Raw genomic sequence first — 15,873 nt, forward strand, 5'->3', positions numbered from 1 at the left:
CACGACCTGCCACCAGCCGTTTCCGGTGCTGAAGGACTATGGCGACGAATTTGCCGGCAACGGGTTCGTGTTGAAGGACAACGACGCACCGCGGTACTACGTGGATACCGGCGACAAGAACCTGTCGTTGATTCGCGATCTGCCATTTGCGCTGCGGTTGGAAGGTTACCTGACACACAATACCGAAGTCGATCACGCCGCCGATTTTACGTCGCCGTATCTGATCAAGCTGCTGTCCGGCGGCGCTCTGGCCAAGAATCTCGCCTACTATTTCTACTTCTTCTTCAGCGAACGCGGTGAAGTTGCCGGGTTGGAAGACGCCTTCCTGATGTTCAACAATCTCGGCGGGTCAGAACTGGACCTCTATGTCGGGCAATTTCAAGTCTCCGATCCGCTGTTCAAGCGCGAGTTGCGGTTGCCGTTGGAAGACTACCAGGTCTATCGCATGACGCCGGCGGGTTCTGATCTTGGACTGAGCTACGACCGCGGTATTATGGCGACCTACGGTTTGGAGTCGGGCACCGATTTTGTCGTGGAGGCGGTCAACGGCAACGGCATCGGCGGCGCCAACAGCGAACGACTGTACGACAGCGACAAGTACAAGGCGGTCATGGGACGGGTATCGCAGGATTTGCCGCAGTTGGTTCGGTTGGGTGGATTCATCTTCTACGGCAAAGAACAGCTAACGCCCGCGACCGTCAATGCGGTGACAATGGGCGGACCCGATCTGACTCTGACGACGGATCAGTTGACGCTGAATCTGCAATACGTGGAACGCCGCGATAAGCACGAAACCGGCAATTTTGAATCGACGCTCAAGTCGCGGGGAGCGTTTGCCGAGGCGATCTATTGGCCGGAAGGAGATCGCAGCCGTTGGTATCTGACGGGATTGTTCAACTGGACGGAGTCGGACGATAATTCCGAGGACTACCGGACGGCCACCGGTCACGTTGGTTACCTATTGCGGACCAACTTCCGCCTGGTCGGAGAACTGCGTTACGATCTCGATGCCGAAGAAACGCGATTTACGCTGGGGTTTGTCTCGGCATTTTGAGGCGGGCAACTACGCAGCCTGAAGGGGCGGTGGCAACACCGCCCTTAGGGCGCATACACTAATTTCTCCGGGGCCGTAAACGATTTTCCGCCGGAATAGACGCTGTTGTCAAGGATAAAGGGTGCCTCGAAAGCGCCCGGGGCGACGCCGCTGATGGTCACGCGGAAGAGCGGACCGAAATCGCCAAATTGCAGTGGGGTATCAGCCGCAATCGTGAAATAGCCGAGTGAATCACGTCCATTGAGGCGCCAGTCGCCGCAGAGGCCGCCGTCGGCCTTGGGGATCAAGGTCGTGACGATCGCATTGGGGGTCGCGACCTTGAAGCGCAGCTTGTAGATGTTTCGGGGCACATGCTGGGCGCGGACGACCCAGGCGAGTTGGTTGTTGGCACGCGCCGGAGCATCAAAGGTCAGCACGCCGATGCGGTCATCACCGAAGACGCTGCCCAGGTCCAGGGTTCGCTCGAAGTTTCCCGTCAGGCCTTCGTTAGCGAACTGGACTTTCACGGCGTAGCTGCCGCTGCGCCGCAGCGTGATGTAGCTCAACTGGTAGTGGCCGCCCAGGTCCGTCTTAACCTGCTCGAGTTTGTCGCGGAAGGCCTGGAAGTCGGAGGCCGGGTAATATTCTCCGCTCGACTGATCGGCGATTTGGATGAGGCGGGCCTCATTCACGACACTGCCGGTTCCGATGATGAAGACGTTGGTCTGCTTCTGTTGGGCAAGCTGGAGAATCTCCTCCGGCGTATGAATCGACGAGGTCTCGCGGCCATCGGTAATGACGATCAGGGTCCGCTGCTTGGATTCCGCCGGGGTAGCGGGAAAGCGGTTGATGGCCGCATAGATGGCATCCCAGATGCTGGAGGAACCGTGGTCGAGCGGGCGGTTGACGAACGCATTCAACGCCGTCTCCAGGAGAGTTTTGTCGGAGGAGAAGTCGGCGATGACCGAGGCCTCGGTATTGCGATCGTGATATTCCATGATCGCCATGCGGTGCGTCTCCGCCAATCCGGAAATGATTTCGCGCGCCCAGTCGGCTTCCAGGTCAATCGCCGTCAGATCGCCGTCGCGCCAACTCGCCATGCTGTTGGTGAAGTCGAGCAGCAGCATCAAGTCAAGTTCGAGGCTGGCGGCAGGATGAACGAAGCGGGAGGTTTCGGTATAGTCAATTTCCTCGCCGTTTTCAAAGATGCGGAAAGCCTGCGCGATGGCATCGCCGGGAAGTACAACGGCATGGTTGTCCGCCGTCGTAATGCGAAAAGTAAACTGTACCTGTGACGGCGGCCGCAGAAAGACTTCGATGTCCTTGAACACCGCGCTGGTCGACGGCGGCGTCGGCGTGATGATTCTGCGATCGCCCGAATTCTCAGTGCAAGAGAGGACAAGCCCGAGAAGCAAAAGAAGTAAAGCAACGAATCCGTAAGTTCGGCACGAGATTGACATAATCTCCACCTCCTGTTGAATTTATACACTAAATCAGGCGGGGCGTGAATTCAACAAGAACTCTCACGGGTTCCGGTGCGGGCGTAGCCGTAGCCGATATAGTGCTGCGTCTTAGGAGTCAGGGGCGAGAGCATAAGGTCGATCGGATGGAGGAGGCGTCGATGAAACTCCGTGCGTCCCCAATTGGCGAGAACGCCAAAAGTCTCGAAGTGCGTTACTTCAAATGCGGCAAAGTGTTCTTTCATGCTCTGTGGCGTCAGGTAGTTCCAATCGGCGGCCCAACTGGTAAAGCGCCGGCGCAGGAACATCTGCATGCGTCCGGCCGCGAGGTTTTCAGCGAACAGGAGAACGCCGCCGGGCTTGAGCACGCGGTGCATCTCCGCGATTGCCGCCGCAATCAGCTGTGTGTTGCCGCCGCGGCCAACCGCCCCGAGAACCGACTTGAAGGCCACGACATCAAAGGAGGCGTCGGCAAATGACATTGCTGTGACATTGGCGGCGGTGTACTCGATCCGCGAGGCGACGCCGGCGGCCTGATGGATCGGCCGGGCGAACTCGGCGGGGTTGTCAACATCGCTGCAGACGACATGATATCCTTTGTGCGCCAGATAAAGCGCGATTCCGCCGCGCCGCGAGCCAACTTCGAGGGCAGTCGCGCCGTCGGGAGCGGTTGACGGCAGGATGGACTCCCAAAGGCGGAGCGCCCGACTCCAGTTATCCACATCCCACTCGAAGATCAGGCGCCTGAGGTGTCGATCGAACATGACGGCAGAAGATGCAAAAATTCAGCGCAAGATACAGCAAGTTAATGGTACTAACCATTCCGAGCGGCGGAGATTTGTGAAAATTATCACGTTGAAGTTGGATGATGGGAACCACAAAGACCAAGTTCGCGTTGATCGCCATGAGCAAAGGTAAACTATTCTTGAAATGGCGAAATCAGGATCGTATAATACTGCGGGTAAGGCGAGTTGAGCTGTAAGTGCAGTGGTATCTTCTACAAGACTGTGATGGATCTGCGAACGCCGCACCCCCAAAAACTTGAACAAAAGAGTAAGGACAAGCGATGAAGTTCAATCGTCTGCATCCCTGGACTGAGGATGTGAAAGAGGCGGAACGGCTGCAGGAGAAATACGCCTCGATGGTGATCACCAAGCCGGAGAAAACATCTTTCCGATTGGTTGGCGGCGTGGACGTGGCGTATTCGAAGCGCGACAACACGGCGTTTGCAACCATCACTGTGATGAAGGTGCCGGAGATGGAGCTACTGGAGAAAGTGCGGGCGCAGTCCGAAGTGACCTTCCCGTTCGTGCCCGGGCTCTTCTTCTTCCGCGAAGGGCCCGTGATTACCAAGGCGCTGAGTCGGCTGAAATTCGTGCCGGACGTGTTTATCTTCGACGGGCACGGTATCGATCATCCGCGCGGCATCGGGATGGCGTCCCACATGGGTGTGATGCTGGAGATGCCAACGATTGGCTGCGCCAAGAAGCTGCTCGTCGGCAAGGTCGATCCCCTCGGCAACTCGGTCGGCGATACCGCGCCGATCTACTTTGGCAACGCCGAGGTCGGGCGCGCCGTGCGGTCGCGCGAAAATGTCAAGCCGCTATACGTTTCGCCGGGCCACAAGATGGACGTCGAGACCTCGGTCAAAACCGTGATTGACTTGCTGCGTGGCTACCGGTTGCCGGAGCCGTTGCGGTTGGCGCACATCATGGTCAACAAGCAGCGCCGCAACTACGATATGAATCTGACCAGCGGCGGCGGTTTCCAGCCACGGCAGCCGCAATTCCAGGGACATAATCGCCAAGACGATGAGGACGACGAAGAGTAGACGAATCGTTTAGAGACGCGAAGACTTCTGCGGGCAGCTTGAGACATCAGGCTGCCCGCCGTCTTTATTGCCGACGACTTGACGACGAGCTACGGCGATAAGATCGGCTGGAGGATCCGCTGCAGGTCGCGGCGCAGGGTGTCATCGCGGCCAACGAGCAGGGTCGTTCGCGCCATGGTCCGGTAGACCTGAGATCGGGTGATCTTGACCTTGGCGTTTGGCTCAAGGAGGCGTGGATTGTTCCAGGCCAGCGCCAAAGTTCGGGCTGCGAAGAAGAGGGACCAGAGATTGAAGAGCCGCAGGCGGCGGCGACGGCGAGGCAGAAGCAGCGTATACTCGAGTGCGGACTCCAAGTACGTTGCCGTCTTGCGGGTCAGGTCATTGACTACCGCGAGCGACGCCGATCGGTCGGTGCCGGCCAAGAACGCCTCGGGGGTGAGGCTACGGCGCTTCAGCAATTCGAGGGGGATGTAGCACCAGCCGCGGTTGGCATCGCCACGGCAATCCTTGATGATATTGGTGATCTGCAGACCGCGAGCAAAGGCTTGATCGAGTTGGGTCATCCGGTCACGCGCAACGGCGTCGATGTCCGGAGCATAGCGGCAGAACAGTTCCGTCAGCATGCGTCCGACCGTGCCGGCGACGAAATAGCAGTACTGATTCAGATCGTCCTCCGTCTGCAGAATACGAAGACTGCTGCCGGCGTGGCCGGGCAGTTCCAGAGTTTGCTTCATGCCGGCAGCCATGGCGCAAACACAGCGCGCCACACTCGACTTGACGTCGGGAGGGAGTTCGGCAAAGGCGGCAAAGACAAGATCGGTGCCCATGATGAGGCGAAATTCGTCGGCGGTTTCCGCGGCTTGATGCCAACGGCCGATCCAGGCGGCGATGGTGGCCGGCGCGGGCTGATCAGACGCGAAGAGAGTGGCGTACTCGTCCAGCAGCGCCAACTGCTCGGTCAGCGGCAGACCGGGAGCGTCCTCCACCGTATCAACGATGCGGCAGAACAGATAAGCGCACAAGACGGCGCGATGCAGCTCGCCATCGAGGACTCCGATATTGATGGCAAAGGTTCGCGACACGCGTGGAAGCATGGCCCGGCAAAAAGCAAACGGATCCTGGGAGTTGGAAGTCATCTGAGATTGCTTCATAACTGCGGCCGCAACATACGGGGAATCAAGCGGCAGGAGAAGCGGAAAAGCACCTTGCCAGCCGATCGGTGCTTGACAGGCCGCAGCTTGCTGTTCACATTAGCCTCAAGAAAGCGAGAACACCGCGAGTGACGACCAAAATTTTCGATTCCATCAAGCAGCTTCTTGCCGACAACGCGATTGCCTTTCGGACCGTGCATCACGAGCCGACGACGACCTCCGAAGAGTCGGCGCGAGCGCGCGGCGAGGATGTGCGCATCGGCGGGAAGGCGATATTGATGAAGGTGGAGGAGGTGTATCGGCTGTTTGTTCTGAGCGCGGCGCGCAAGATTGACTCGGACGCAGTCAAGCGGCATTTCGGCGCCAAGCGCCTGCGTTTCGCCTCGGCCGAAGAGCTCCTTGACTATACCGGGCTGGTACCGGGGTCGGTGCCGCCGTTTGGATTCCCGATTCTGCCGTTCGAGGTGTATATCGACAAGTCAATTCTGCTGAACGACCGCATCGCCTTTAATGCCGGTTCTCTCACGGATTCGATCATCCTCAGCGTGCCTGACTACCTGAAGGTGGTCGAGGGCACAATCCTTGAATTTTCTCAGCAGCCATAATTCAGCGCAGAAAAGAGAGAGGGCGCATCCGGGATGCGCCCTCGACGATTAGCAGCAACGTCGCCGCCGGTTTACGGGCAAGACGAGCACGGGGCCGGCCCGCCGGCGAAGATGAAGTTGATTAGGTAGACGGCATCTGAGATCGAGACTGCACCGCTGCAGTCGGCATCGCCGGCGATCAGCGGATTGGGCGCCGGTCCACCGGCAAAGATGTAATTAATCAAGTACACGGCGTCGGAAATCGAAATCGCCAGACTGCCGTCGGCATCGCCGCAGAGGTAGGGCGGATTCGTGATGGTGATGTCGAACGACACGGTGTCGGCCGTGGGTGGCACGGAGGAGTCGGTCACCAGCAGCGTGAAGTAGAACGTGGCGTTGTAGAACGGCGTCCCGGTGATCGTTCCCGCCGCGCCGCCGTTGAAGTCACAGCCAAAGGGCAGGTCACCGCCGAACATCTGCCAGGTGTACGGGGGCGTGCCGCCGACGGCCTGGAATTGGAAGAAGTAGGGGATGCTCTTGAAACCATCGGGCGGGTTGTTATTCCAGCCGTGAACCACGCCGTCGCAATGGTCGCCGACGCCGTCGCCGTTCTCGTCATCCTGCCCGGGATTGGCGATACTCGGACAGTTGTCGCAGGCGTCACCGACGGTATCGGTGTCGGTATCGGTTTGCAGGGCGTTGGCCGTATCCGGGCAGTTGTCGGTCGGGCAGGTATTCAGCGCGTAGCCGGGATTGCCGTAGCCGTCAGCGTCAGTATCCGTGCAGTTGTCGCAGACGTTGCCGATTGCATCTGCATCATCATCAGCCTGGTTGCGATTTGGCGTCGTGGGGCAATTGTCGCAGGCATCGCCGACCGTGTCGGCATCAACATCCGTCTGCGACGGGTTGGCAACCAGCGGGCAATTGTCGCTGGCGTTGACGAGGCCATCACCATCCACATCGAGCACGCGGTAGTTAATCAAGTACGACGTACTCCAGCAGCGCATGCGGGCAAATTGCTGATTCGTGAAGAGTTCTTCGGTGCAGCCCGAATATCCCATGTAGTTTTCATACTGCGTTCTTCCCCACGGTTGACCGTTGCAGGCGTCGTTGCCGCCCGGGGGGTTGCAGTTGAAGTTGAGCGGCGTCGGCGGAGTGTCGGAGCAGAGATCGCCGCGCACGTCGCTGGGACTGCCGGCAAATTCGTAGCAGGCGCCGCAGGCGGTGGTTTCATCGACGCCGCGGAACGTGTGGTACAAACCGAGCGTATGACCCATCTCATGCGTGGTGTAGCCGTTGTCGGCGCCGAAGCCGTCGCTGTGCATCACAACGCCGTAACGTACGGTCCCGGCATTGCCCCATGGCAAGTAGGCATAGCCCAGCGTGATCTGTCCCGGCGTGGTCTGCTCGATGTCGGTGACATAAATATTGATTTTGGTGGTATAGGAATCGTTGTAAACCGATTTCATCGGTGTGTCTTCCGAGCTCGACAAGATGCGGTAGACCGTAGAATTGTGGGTCTGGATTCCGTCAAGCAGAAACTGGATGCCGGCCGGAGCGTAGTCCGCATTGAGGCGATTAAAGACCTGCGTGCATTCAAAGGCGGTGGTTGACGGGTCAGAGCCGTCGTCATTGCAGAAGATGTGGAATACCACGCGCATGTAATAGACTTCCTGATTCGGAGTCGGCAGGTAGTTGTTACGGGTCGCCGCGACATCACAAGCGCCATTGATAGAGCAGTCGAAAGCCGGCGCTTTATTGGGGTCGCCACCCTGCAGCGCCTGTTCGACGAACGAAGCGCCACACCAGCCGACCTGATGTTTGCGAATGATCTCCTTGATCTGATCGGGGTTCTGGCGGATTTCATCCAGGATTGCATTGGCGTCGACCTCTGCCTGCAGACTCGGTGTCAGCAGCATCAGGCCAACACAGAAGGCAAGACCGGCGAACAGACAACGACGGAATCGGGCTTTGGCTTTCCTCAGCATCTTCCAACTCACTTTCTCACACGTTGTGCTCGGTAATGGGTAAGTCCCAGTTCTAAAATTATCGACAAATTCGGCTGCCGACCCGCGGGCCGGCAGGAAATTCCCAAGTCAGATCGCTACGGACAGGCTGCGCAGGGCGCGGCGCCACCGGCGAAAATGTAATTAATCAGGTAGACGGCGTCTGAAATTGAGACGCTGCCGGAGCAATCGGCGTCGCCGGCCAACAACGGGTCCGGTGCCGGGCCGCCGGCAAAGATATAGTTAATTAGGTAAACGGCGTCAGAAATGGTCACAGTCTCGCTGCCTTCGGCGTCACCGCAGACATAGGGCGGCGCTACTGGTTCAACGATTCGAATTGAAACACCCAGCGTGTCGGTCCGGGCCGGCGAGTCCGAATCGGTGCAGACGATGGTGAAGTAGAAGGTCGCCACGTAGAACGGTGTACCGGTCACGGTACCGACCGTGCCGCCGTTGAAGTCGCAGCCAAAGGGGAGATCGCCGCCGAAGAATTGCCAGTTGTACGGCGGCACGCCGCCAACAGCAGTGAACTGGTAGAAGTACGGCACACCGTTATAGCCTTCAGGCAGAACATAACTCTGAATGTGCAACTGACCGTCGCAGGCATCGCCGATACCATCGACGTTTTCATCGTATTGCTGTGGATTCGGAGTGTTCACGCAATTATCGCAGGCATCGCCGACACTGTCGGCATCGGCATCGGCCTGGGCCGGGTTGACGATATCGGGGCAGTTGTCGGTCGAACAGGTGCTGGCCGGGAAGCCGGGATTAGCGGCACCATCTCCGTCGGTGTCGGTACAGGCATCACAGGCATCCCCGATCAGGTCGCCGTCGATATCGCTTTGATCATTGTTGGCGGTGGTGGTGCAGTTGTCGCAGACATCGCCAAAGTTATCGCCGTCGGCGTTGGCCTGGGCGGGGTTGGAGATGAAGGGGCAGTTATCAGCGGCATTCAGGTCGCCGTCATTGTCGATATCGGGGTCGCAGGCATCGCCGAGCGCGTCATTGTCGACGTTTTCCTGGCACGGGTTGAATGCGGACGGGCAATTGTCGACGCCGTCATCAACGCCGTCACCGTCGGCATCGGCGAGGACTTCGCCGGCACCGGCGAGATTCTTATTCCCGCCACAGTTGCGCCAGCTGCCCAGCGCGCCGTTGATCCAGCAGTGCATCCGTCCCCACTGCTGGGAAGTGAACTCGGTGTAACAGAAATCGGGGGCATAGCCCATGTAATTCTGCGGGTCGGTCGGTCCCCAGGACAAGCCGGAGCAGACGTCGGTCCCTCCCGGGGGCGAGCAGTTGTAGTTGGTCGGGGTCGGATCGGTGTCGGCACAGAAGTCGCCGTTATTGTCGGCGTCGAGATGATCGGCGCGCTCGTAACAGGCAGAACATTGGGAGACTTCCGATACGCCGTGGTGGGTGTGCCAGAGTCCGAGGCAGTGGCCGATCTCGTGGGCCAGTGTACCTTCGCCGCCGCCAAAATAGTTGTCATCGATGATCGTTCCGCCGAGGACCGCCTGCGCATCCGGATCCCAGGGGAAGGTGCCGATGCCGATGTAACTCGAATTGATGTTAGTCACGTAGACATTGAGGAACGAATCGGGGTAGAACGCGGCCAGACCCTTCATGCCGCCTTCCTCATTGTCGGTATAGTCGCGATACAAGGTCGAATTGATGTAGCGCGTGATATAAGTGAAGCGGATCTTGGACGGCGCGTACTGGGCGTTCAAAGTTGTAATCTGGGCGTCGACCTTCGACTGAGTGGCAGCGGCATTGGAGCCGTTATCGTTGGCAAAGACGTTGACGCAAAGGCGAATTGAAGTGAAAGGGTCATTGGCGCCGGGAATGTTAATGTCGCGTGTGCCGGGGTTGTCGCATTGACCTTGGATCGGACAAGCCAAAGCCGCATCCTTTTGAAAGCCGGATTTGGCCTCCCAGCGCAACTCCGTCTGGCACCAATCGCCGCCGTGTTGGGCGATATAGGACTTTACCTCGGCCGGGCTCATCCCCTGAATTTGAAGCCAGAGGTTATTGGGGACTTGCTGGTTCGCGGATGCAGTGTGCGCACCCAGAACAAGGTACAGGACAAGAACGAGCGGCCGGAACCGTCCTATTAGGTTCATAGAATGAGAGACTCCAATCTTCGTTTTGGTTTGGCAGAATCGGTACCAAAGGGCGAGTATCGCCTACTAAAATTTACCGCCTAAGTGCATATTTGTCAAGAAGTTTCTGGACTTGCAGCTCCACTACGGAGGGAGGCCGACCCGGAAATGAAGTAGCTGTCGGAGAAAGTCTTAGCCGTCACAGCAATTCGCGTTGAGCCGTTGCCAAGTCACCGAGCTGGAACGAGACCAATGCTAGTCCGGAGTCTCTGGTCGCAGCTCCGAACATAAGTGTTTTGCCGATCTGGTCTTGCCAATGGCCCGAGAGTTCCGCCGACTCGTGCGCATGTCCGTGCAGCGTCAGCAGCGGTTGGCGTGTCTCGATTAGCCGACGCACGGCAATACTGCCGATGTGCCGGTCCGGTTCGACACCATCGACCGTCTTGCCGTTGTGATCGACCCAATCAAGGTTAGTTTCGTACGGCGGGGTGTGAAAGAGGCAGATCGTCCGCGACATGTGAAGGCCTTGAGTCAGCGCCTTCAGGTCGCGCTCGATAGTCCCATAGCGGGTGGCCTCGGCGTCAAATTCCTGCGTGTGCACGCCTTCTTCAGGCGATACGCAGCCCGGGTCAACATAGCGGGAGACGTCGTAGCGTTCCCAATCCTTGAGCAGAAACGGTGAAGGCGGAACGAAGCTGTAGCCAAGTACAGAATATTCTTGAAATGGGACGACCCGGTTGTGGACATAGTGCCACATTCCTGCCGCCTGGCCGGCAAGCAGATCCGCCTCGGCTGTCGCGCCGTCGTCGTTACCGAGAATAACAAAGAGATCAGGGTAGTTGCGGCTGAGAGTGACGCGAATCTCGTGCAGTCTCAGCGCCAGATAGTGGGCGATGAAATCCTCAGCCGGGATACCACCGGTCAGAGCTGCGGCAATTCCCGATGGCAGAATGTCGCCGCCGAGGAACACCGCTGCCGGGCGGCGAGCACGGATGGCAGCGAAGAGCTTCTCGTAGCGGTCAAGCCGGCCATGGAGATCAGAGACAAAAAGACAGAGATCGGATGAACCGTTCATCGCAGGCAATATAGCGTCTGCGATCGACAATGCAGTACTCGTTACGCGTTCCCGGCTCAGGAAATCCGAAAGCGAGGTTCAGGATTAACGAAGTTGACCAATTCCTGAACGAGCGGTTCTTTGCTTGTGAAAAAGATAACAAACTGACTTGACGCCGATGATTGCAGTCGGCGCCAGATTTCGAACGACATTGATTTTGCCGATCAGCCTGCCGGGTGCAGCGGTCGACAAGACGCAACCAAGGAGTTCTGAATGTCAAGCAACGTTGCTGCCTTCATGGAGCAGGTCAAGGCCAAGAATCCGGGCGAGCGCGAATTCCATCAGGCCGTGCAAGAAGTGGTTGAATCGCTGATGCCGTTTCTCGACAAGCATCCGGTTTATCGCGAAGCCAAGATTCTCGAACGCGTCGTCGAGCCGGAACGTGTACTCATGTTTCGCGTGCCGTGGGTGGACGATGCCGGTGAGATTCGGGTCAATCGCGGTTTCCGCATCGAAATGAACTCAGCGATCGGCCCATACAAGGGCGGCCTGCGCTTCCACCCGACAGTGAATCTCGGTATCCTCAAGTTCCTCGCGTTCGAGCAGGTGTTCAAAAACAGCTTGACCACACTACCGATGGGCGGCGGCAAGGGCGGGTCAGATTTTGACCCGAAGGGCAAATCGGATCTCGAGGTGATGCGATTCTGCCAGGCTTTTATGAGTGAATTGTTCCGTCATATCGGCCCGAATACCGATGTGCCGGCGGGCGACATCGGCGTCGGCGGCCGTGAAATCGGGTTCATGTTCGGGCAGTACAAGAAGCTGCGTAATGAATTCACCGGCGTGCTGACCGGCAAGGGCCTGAACTGGGGCGGATCGCTGATTCGTCCGGAGGCAACCGGCTACGGTGCCGTGTATTTCGCGGCGGAGATGCTAAGCACGCGCAGCGAGTCCTTGCACGGAAAGTCTTGCCTGGTGTCGGGCTCGGGCAATGTGGCGCAGTACACGGTCGAGAAGCTGCTCGACCTGGGCGCCAAGCCGCTGACGCTGTCTGACTCGGCGGGTTACATCTTCGACGAGGCCGGCATCGATCGCGAAAAGCTGGCCTATGTGATGGATCTGAAGAACAATCGCCGTGGTCGAATCAAGGAGTACGCCGACAAGTACAAAACGGCGGTCTATACGCCACTGTCTGCCGGCTCGGATCACAATCCGCTGTGGAATCATAAGGCACAGTGCGCGTTTCCGTCGGCGACCCAGAACGAGATCAACGAAGCCGACGCGCGCAATCTGATTCGTAACGGGGTCTACGTCGTCAGCGAAGGGGCGAATATGCCCTCGACGCCGGACGCGATCAGTGTCTTCGTCGACGCCAAGATTCTGTATGGCCCGGGCAAGGCTGCCAACGCGGGCGGCGTGGCGACTTCAGGTCTGGAGATGTCGCAGAACAGCCTGCGGCTGTCGTGGACACGCGAAGAAGTCGACAAGCGATTGCACGGCATCATGAGGGCGATTCATGAGACCTGCGTGCACTATGGCAAAGACGGCAACTTCATCAATTACGTCAACGGCGCCAACATCGGCGGCTTTGTCAAAGTCGCGGATGCCATGCTTGACCAGGGCGTCGTGTAATCCCGTTCTCCCTCTCGGATCGCGCCGCAGGCGCGAACATCGCGCGGGGCAGGAGCTGGCACTCCTGCCCCGTTTTCGATTCAGTGCTGGAATCCAACGTTGCTAAAATCGACCACAAGCCCTATATTGGATTGACTACGCGACAATTGAAAGTGAGGTCAAAGAGCTGGCCCAATCTGTTACCACTGAAGGTGCCCGGGAATTGGCGTCGGCGTTGGCCGCAGCCTGAGCCGGAGCGCCGGCGGCGAATGGTCTGCTACTTGTCGCGAATTCGCAGTCGCAGCGAACGAAATTGTCAGTCCGCCAAGCCTCTAAGGGAGCAAAAGGGAGACGGGGTGAGCGCTTGGCGGACTGGCCCAGTTATCGAGCGGCCAAATAGAGTTTATTTACAGCTTCCCAATTGACGACATTCCAAAACGCCGTCACATATTCGGCGCGGCGATTCTGATATTTCAGATAGTAGGCGTGCTCCCAGACATCAATGCCCAGCAGCGGCGTGAAACCGTCGCTGATCGGGCTGTTCTGATTCATATTGCCCACGACGCGCAGATTCTTGCCGTCCAGCACCAGCCAGGCCCAACCGGAACCGAAAATCCCCATTGCCTTGGCGGCAAACTCCTCCCGGAATTTTGTCAGATCGCCGAATTTCGACGCGATGGCCTCGCCGATTTCATTCTTCGGGTCACCCCCGGCATTAGGACCGAGCGTCTGCCAGAAAAAGGAATGATTCCAGTGACCGCCGGCGTTGTTGCGAACGGCGTTATAGATGTCTTGAGGAATCTTGGAGAGGTTCTTGAGCAGAAACTCCGGAGTCTCTTTTCTCAGGTCGGGATAGTTCTCCAGCGCTTTGATCAGGTTGTTGATATACGCCTGATGATGCTTGGTGTGATGGATTTCCATCGTCAGCTTGTCGATGTGCGGCTCGAGAGCATCATAGGCATAGGGCAGCGGCGGCAGCGCGTATGGATCAATGGTCTGCGCCTGCGCCAGTTGGTCGCCGAGCAGCCCCGGCAAGACGACAGCGGCAGCGCCGATGACGGCGGCATGCTGGATGAATTCGCGGCGGGTCAACGTGCTATCCGGATGGGTTGTCTCAGTCATTGTCTTGATCTCCTCTCACTGTAAGGGCCAAACAGGGAGCGTCCTACTCGCTGTTTGATACCATCAATCTCTTTCTGGATTTAACCCCCATTTGGCAGTCAGGTTCCGCAGTATCGCCGGTGCAGTGACGCGGATCCTGCTCCTCATTGCAGTGGCAACAAAAACGCGGCAGCCGATAATGGCTGCCGCGCGGTCGACTCCAGTAGTTAGTGACGACTACTTCTCCCGCATGAACGGATACTTGTAGTCGGTCGGGGGAACGAAGTTCTCCTTGATCGTCCGGGGTGATGTCCAGCGGATCATGTTATGCAGCGCACCGGCTTTGTCGTTGGTGCCGGAAGCGCGCGCGCCGCCAAATGGCTGCTGCCCGACGACGGCGCCGGTCGGCTTGTCGTTGATGTAGAAATTGCCGGCGGCTTGACGCAGCATGTTCTCGGCCAGGAGGACGGCCTCGCGGTCGGTAGCGAAGACGGCGCCGGTCAGGGCGTACGGCGAGGTTTCGTCGCAGAGCTGCAGCGTCTTCTCATAGTCCTTGTCGTTGTAAACGAAGACCGTCATGACCGGCCCAAAGATCTCCTCTTCGAGCGTCTTAAACTTCGGGTTGGCGGTCTCGATTAGTGTCGCGTCGATGTAGTAGCCCTTCGCATCGTCGCAATGGCCGCCGGCAATGATTTCGGCGTCGGTGGCCTTCTTGGCGAAGTCGACATATTTCTTGATGCTGTCGAACGCCCCGCGATCGATGACGGCGTTCATGAAATTGGACAAGTTGCTCGGGTCGCCCATCTTGATTTCCGCGAGGTGCTGCAGCACGAGCTTCTTGATTTTCGGCCAGAGTGACTTGGGGATGTAGGCACGCGAGGCCGCCGAGCATTTCTGTCCCTGATATTCGAAGGCGCCGCGCGTGATGGCGGTGGCTACTTGTTCGGCGACGGCCGACTTGTGCACGAAGATGAAGTCTTTACCGCCGGTTTCGCCGACGATACGCGGATAGCCCTTGTACTTGTTCCTGGCGATATTATCGCCAATCGTCTTCCACATCCCCTGGAACACGCCGGTGGAACCGGTGAAGTGCACGCCCGCCAGATATTCGTGGTTGAGGACGACGTCGGAGATTTCCGCGGCTTTGCCGGTGATCATATTGACCACGCCGTCCGGCAAGCCTGCCTCCATGAGAATTTTCATGATGTAATGCGAAGTATACATAACGCTCGACGCCGGTTTCCAGACGGCAACGTTGCCCCACATGGCGGGTGCGGTCGGCAGGTTGCCGTTTATCGAAACGAAATTGAACGGGGTCACGGCGAAGATGAAGCCTTCGAGCGGGCGATAGTCGATCCGATTCCAGATCGTGGGATCGGGGTTAATCGGCTGCAAGTCGGCAATTTGCTGCATGTAGTAGGCGTTGAAACGGAAGAAATCGACCAATTCACAAACGGCGTCGATCTCGGCCTGGAACACGTTCTTGGAATGGCCGAGCATGGCGGCGGCGTTCATGATATAGCGGTACGGCCCGGCAATCAGGTCGGCGGCCTTGAGAAAGATGGCGATGCGGTGTTCCATCGGCACCTGCGCCCATGATTTCTGGGCTTTGAGAGCCGCGCTGATCGCCGCCTCGGTTTCCTTGCGGGTGCCGCGATAAGTGTAGCCGAGGATAAGTGAGTGGTCGTGGGGCGCCGTGATCTTGATCTTCTCGCCGACACGGACTTCTTTGCCGTCGATCACCAGCGGGATGTCGATCGGGTTGGCCTTGAGGTGATCGAGCGCCGCCATGAGTTTGGTGCGTTCCGGCGATCCGGGGGCGTATGAATAAATCGGCTCGTTGGTCGGGTGAGCCATACGGTAGTTACCCATGGTTATTCCTCCTGGATGATTTCATCGTAGCGTAGTCTTCCGACAAAACAGGGGCATATGCCTTGATA

12 protein-coding genes are annotated in these 15,873 nt (G+C 58.1%); 4 read left to right on the forward strand and 8 right to left on the reverse strand.

What is annotated here, in order from left to right:
- Positions 1–1,054 (forward strand): hypothetical protein (locus IT585_00005; protein ID MCC6961612.1); only part of this gene is annotated, 1,054 nt, incomplete at its 5' end.
- A gap of 44 nt (positions 1,055–1,098) precedes the next feature.
- On the opposite strand, the gene IT585_00010 is transcribed toward IT585_00005, so the two are convergent.
- Positions 1,099–2,493: a VWA domain-containing protein gene (locus IT585_00010; GenBank protein MCC6961613.1), complete on the reverse strand. Its 1,395-nt coding sequence runs from the start codon at positions 2,491–2,493 to the stop codon at positions 1,099–1,101.
- A 50-nt stretch (positions 2,494–2,543) separates the two neighbouring features.
- Positions 2,544–3,257: a class I SAM-dependent methyltransferase gene (locus IT585_00015; protein ID MCC6961614.1), complete on the reverse strand. Its 714-nt coding sequence runs from the start codon at positions 3,255–3,257 to the stop codon at positions 2,544–2,546.
- Positions 3,258–3,559: 302 nt separating this feature from the next.
- Between IT585_00015 and IT585_00020 the strand changes: the two genes are divergently transcribed.
- On the forward strand, positions 3,560–4,324 hold the full coding sequence (locus tag IT585_00020) for an endonuclease V (GenBank protein ID MCC6961615.1): 765 nt from the start codon (positions 3,560–3,562) through the stop codon (positions 4,322–4,324).
- Between the two features lie 89 nt (positions 4,325–4,413).
- Here IT585_00020 and IT585_00025 read toward each other — a convergent pair whose 3' ends face one another.
- On the reverse strand, positions 4,414–5,475 hold the full coding sequence (locus IT585_00025) for a squalene/phytoene synthase family protein (protein MCC6961616.1): 1,062 nt from the start codon (positions 5,473–5,475) through the stop codon (positions 4,414–4,416).
- 128 nt (positions 5,476–5,603) lie between these two features.
- Here IT585_00025 and IT585_00030 point away from each other — a divergent pair, with 128 nt between their 5' ends.
- Positions 5,604–6,080 (forward strand): hypothetical protein, encoded by a 477-nt coding sequence (locus IT585_00030; GenBank protein MCC6961617.1) that lies wholly within the window; start codon positions 5,604–5,606, stop codon positions 6,078–6,080.
- A 71-nt stretch (positions 6,081–6,151) separates the two neighbouring features.
- Here the strand turns inward: IT585_00030 and IT585_00035 are convergent, their stop codons facing one another.
- From IT585_00035 to IT585_00045, 3 genes are all read right to left on the reverse strand, one after another.
- Entirely contained in the window at positions 6,152–8,047 is a 1,896-nt protein-coding gene (locus tag IT585_00035) for a thrombospondin type 3 repeat-containing protein (GenBank protein ID MCC6961618.1), read from the reverse strand.
- 116 nt (positions 8,048–8,163) lie between these two features.
- Positions 8,164–10,188 (reverse strand): thrombospondin type 3 repeat-containing protein, encoded by a 2,025-nt coding sequence (locus IT585_00040; GenBank protein MCC6961619.1) that lies wholly within the window; start codon positions 10,186–10,188, stop codon positions 8,164–8,166.
- 178 nt (positions 10,189–10,366) lie between these two features.
- Complete coding sequence (locus IT585_00045; GenBank protein MCC6961620.1) at positions 10,367–11,242, reverse strand: hypothetical protein; 876 nt, start codon at positions 11,240–11,242, stop codon at positions 10,367–10,369.
- Between the two features lie 252 nt (positions 11,243–11,494).
- Between IT585_00045 and gdhA the strand changes: the two genes are divergently transcribed.
- Positions 11,495–12,853, forward strand: a complete 1,359-nt coding sequence (gene gdhA, locus IT585_00050; GenBank protein ID MCC6961621.1) for an NADP-specific glutamate dehydrogenase — start codon at positions 11,495–11,497, stop codon at positions 12,851–12,853.
- 360 nt (positions 12,854–13,213) lie between these two features.
- Here the strand turns inward: gdhA and IT585_00055 are convergent, their stop codons facing one another.
- Positions 13,214–13,954, reverse strand: coding sequence for a superoxide dismutase (locus IT585_00055; protein ID MCC6961622.1), 741 nt, complete (start codon positions 13,952–13,954; stop codon positions 13,214–13,216).
- A gap of 216 nt (positions 13,955–14,170) precedes the next feature.
- Positions 14,171–15,805 carry an L-glutamate gamma-semialdehyde dehydrogenase gene (pruA, locus tag IT585_00060; GenBank protein MCC6961623.1) on the reverse strand — a complete coding sequence of 545 codons (1,635 nt, stop codon included), beginning with the start codon at positions 15,803–15,805 and terminating at the stop codon, positions 14,171–14,173.
- Between the last annotated feature and the right edge of the window lie 68 nt (positions 15,806–15,873).

Source organism: Candidatus Zixiibacteriota bacterium, from assembly GCA_020853795.1.
Lineage (GTDB): Bacteria > Zixibacteria > MSB-5A5 > CAIYYT01 > CAIYYT01 > JADJGC01.

Coding starts and splice junctions, on each gene's coding strand:
- IT585_00010 (MCC6961613.1), bottom strand. CDS start 2,493: ATGTCAATCTCGTGCCGAACTTACGGATTCGTTGCTTTACTTCTTTTG.
- IT585_00015 (MCC6961614.1), bottom strand. CDS start 3,257: ATGTTCGATCGACACCTCAGGCGCCTGATCTTCGAGTGGGATGTGGAT.
- IT585_00020 (MCC6961615.1), top strand. CDS start 3,560: ATGAAGTTCAATCGTCTGCATCCCTGGACTGAGGATGTGAAAGAGGCG.
- IT585_00025 (MCC6961616.1), bottom strand. CDS start 5,475: ATGAAGCAATCTCAGATGACTTCCAACTCCCAGGATCCGTTTGCTTTT.
- IT585_00035 (MCC6961618.1), bottom strand. CDS start 8,047: ATGCTGAGGAAAGCCAAAGCCCGATTCCGTCGTTGTCTGTTCGCCGGT.
- IT585_00040 (MCC6961619.1), bottom strand. CDS start 10,188: ATGAACCTAATAGGACGGTTCCGGCCGCTCGTTCTTGTCCTGTACCTT.
- IT585_00045 (MCC6961620.1), bottom strand. CDS start 11,242: ATGAACGGTTCATCCGATCTCTGTCTTTTTGTCTCTGATCTCCATGGC.
- gdhA (MCC6961621.1), top strand. CDS start 11,495: ATGTCAAGCAACGTTGCTGCCTTCATGGAGCAGGTCAAGGCCAAGAAT.
- IT585_00055 (MCC6961622.1), bottom strand. CDS start 13,954: ATGACTGAGACAACCCATCCGGATAGCACGTTGACCCGCCGCGAATTC.
- pruA (MCC6961623.1), bottom strand. CDS start 15,805: ATGGGTAACTACCGTATGGCTCACCCGACCAACGAGCCGATTTATTCA.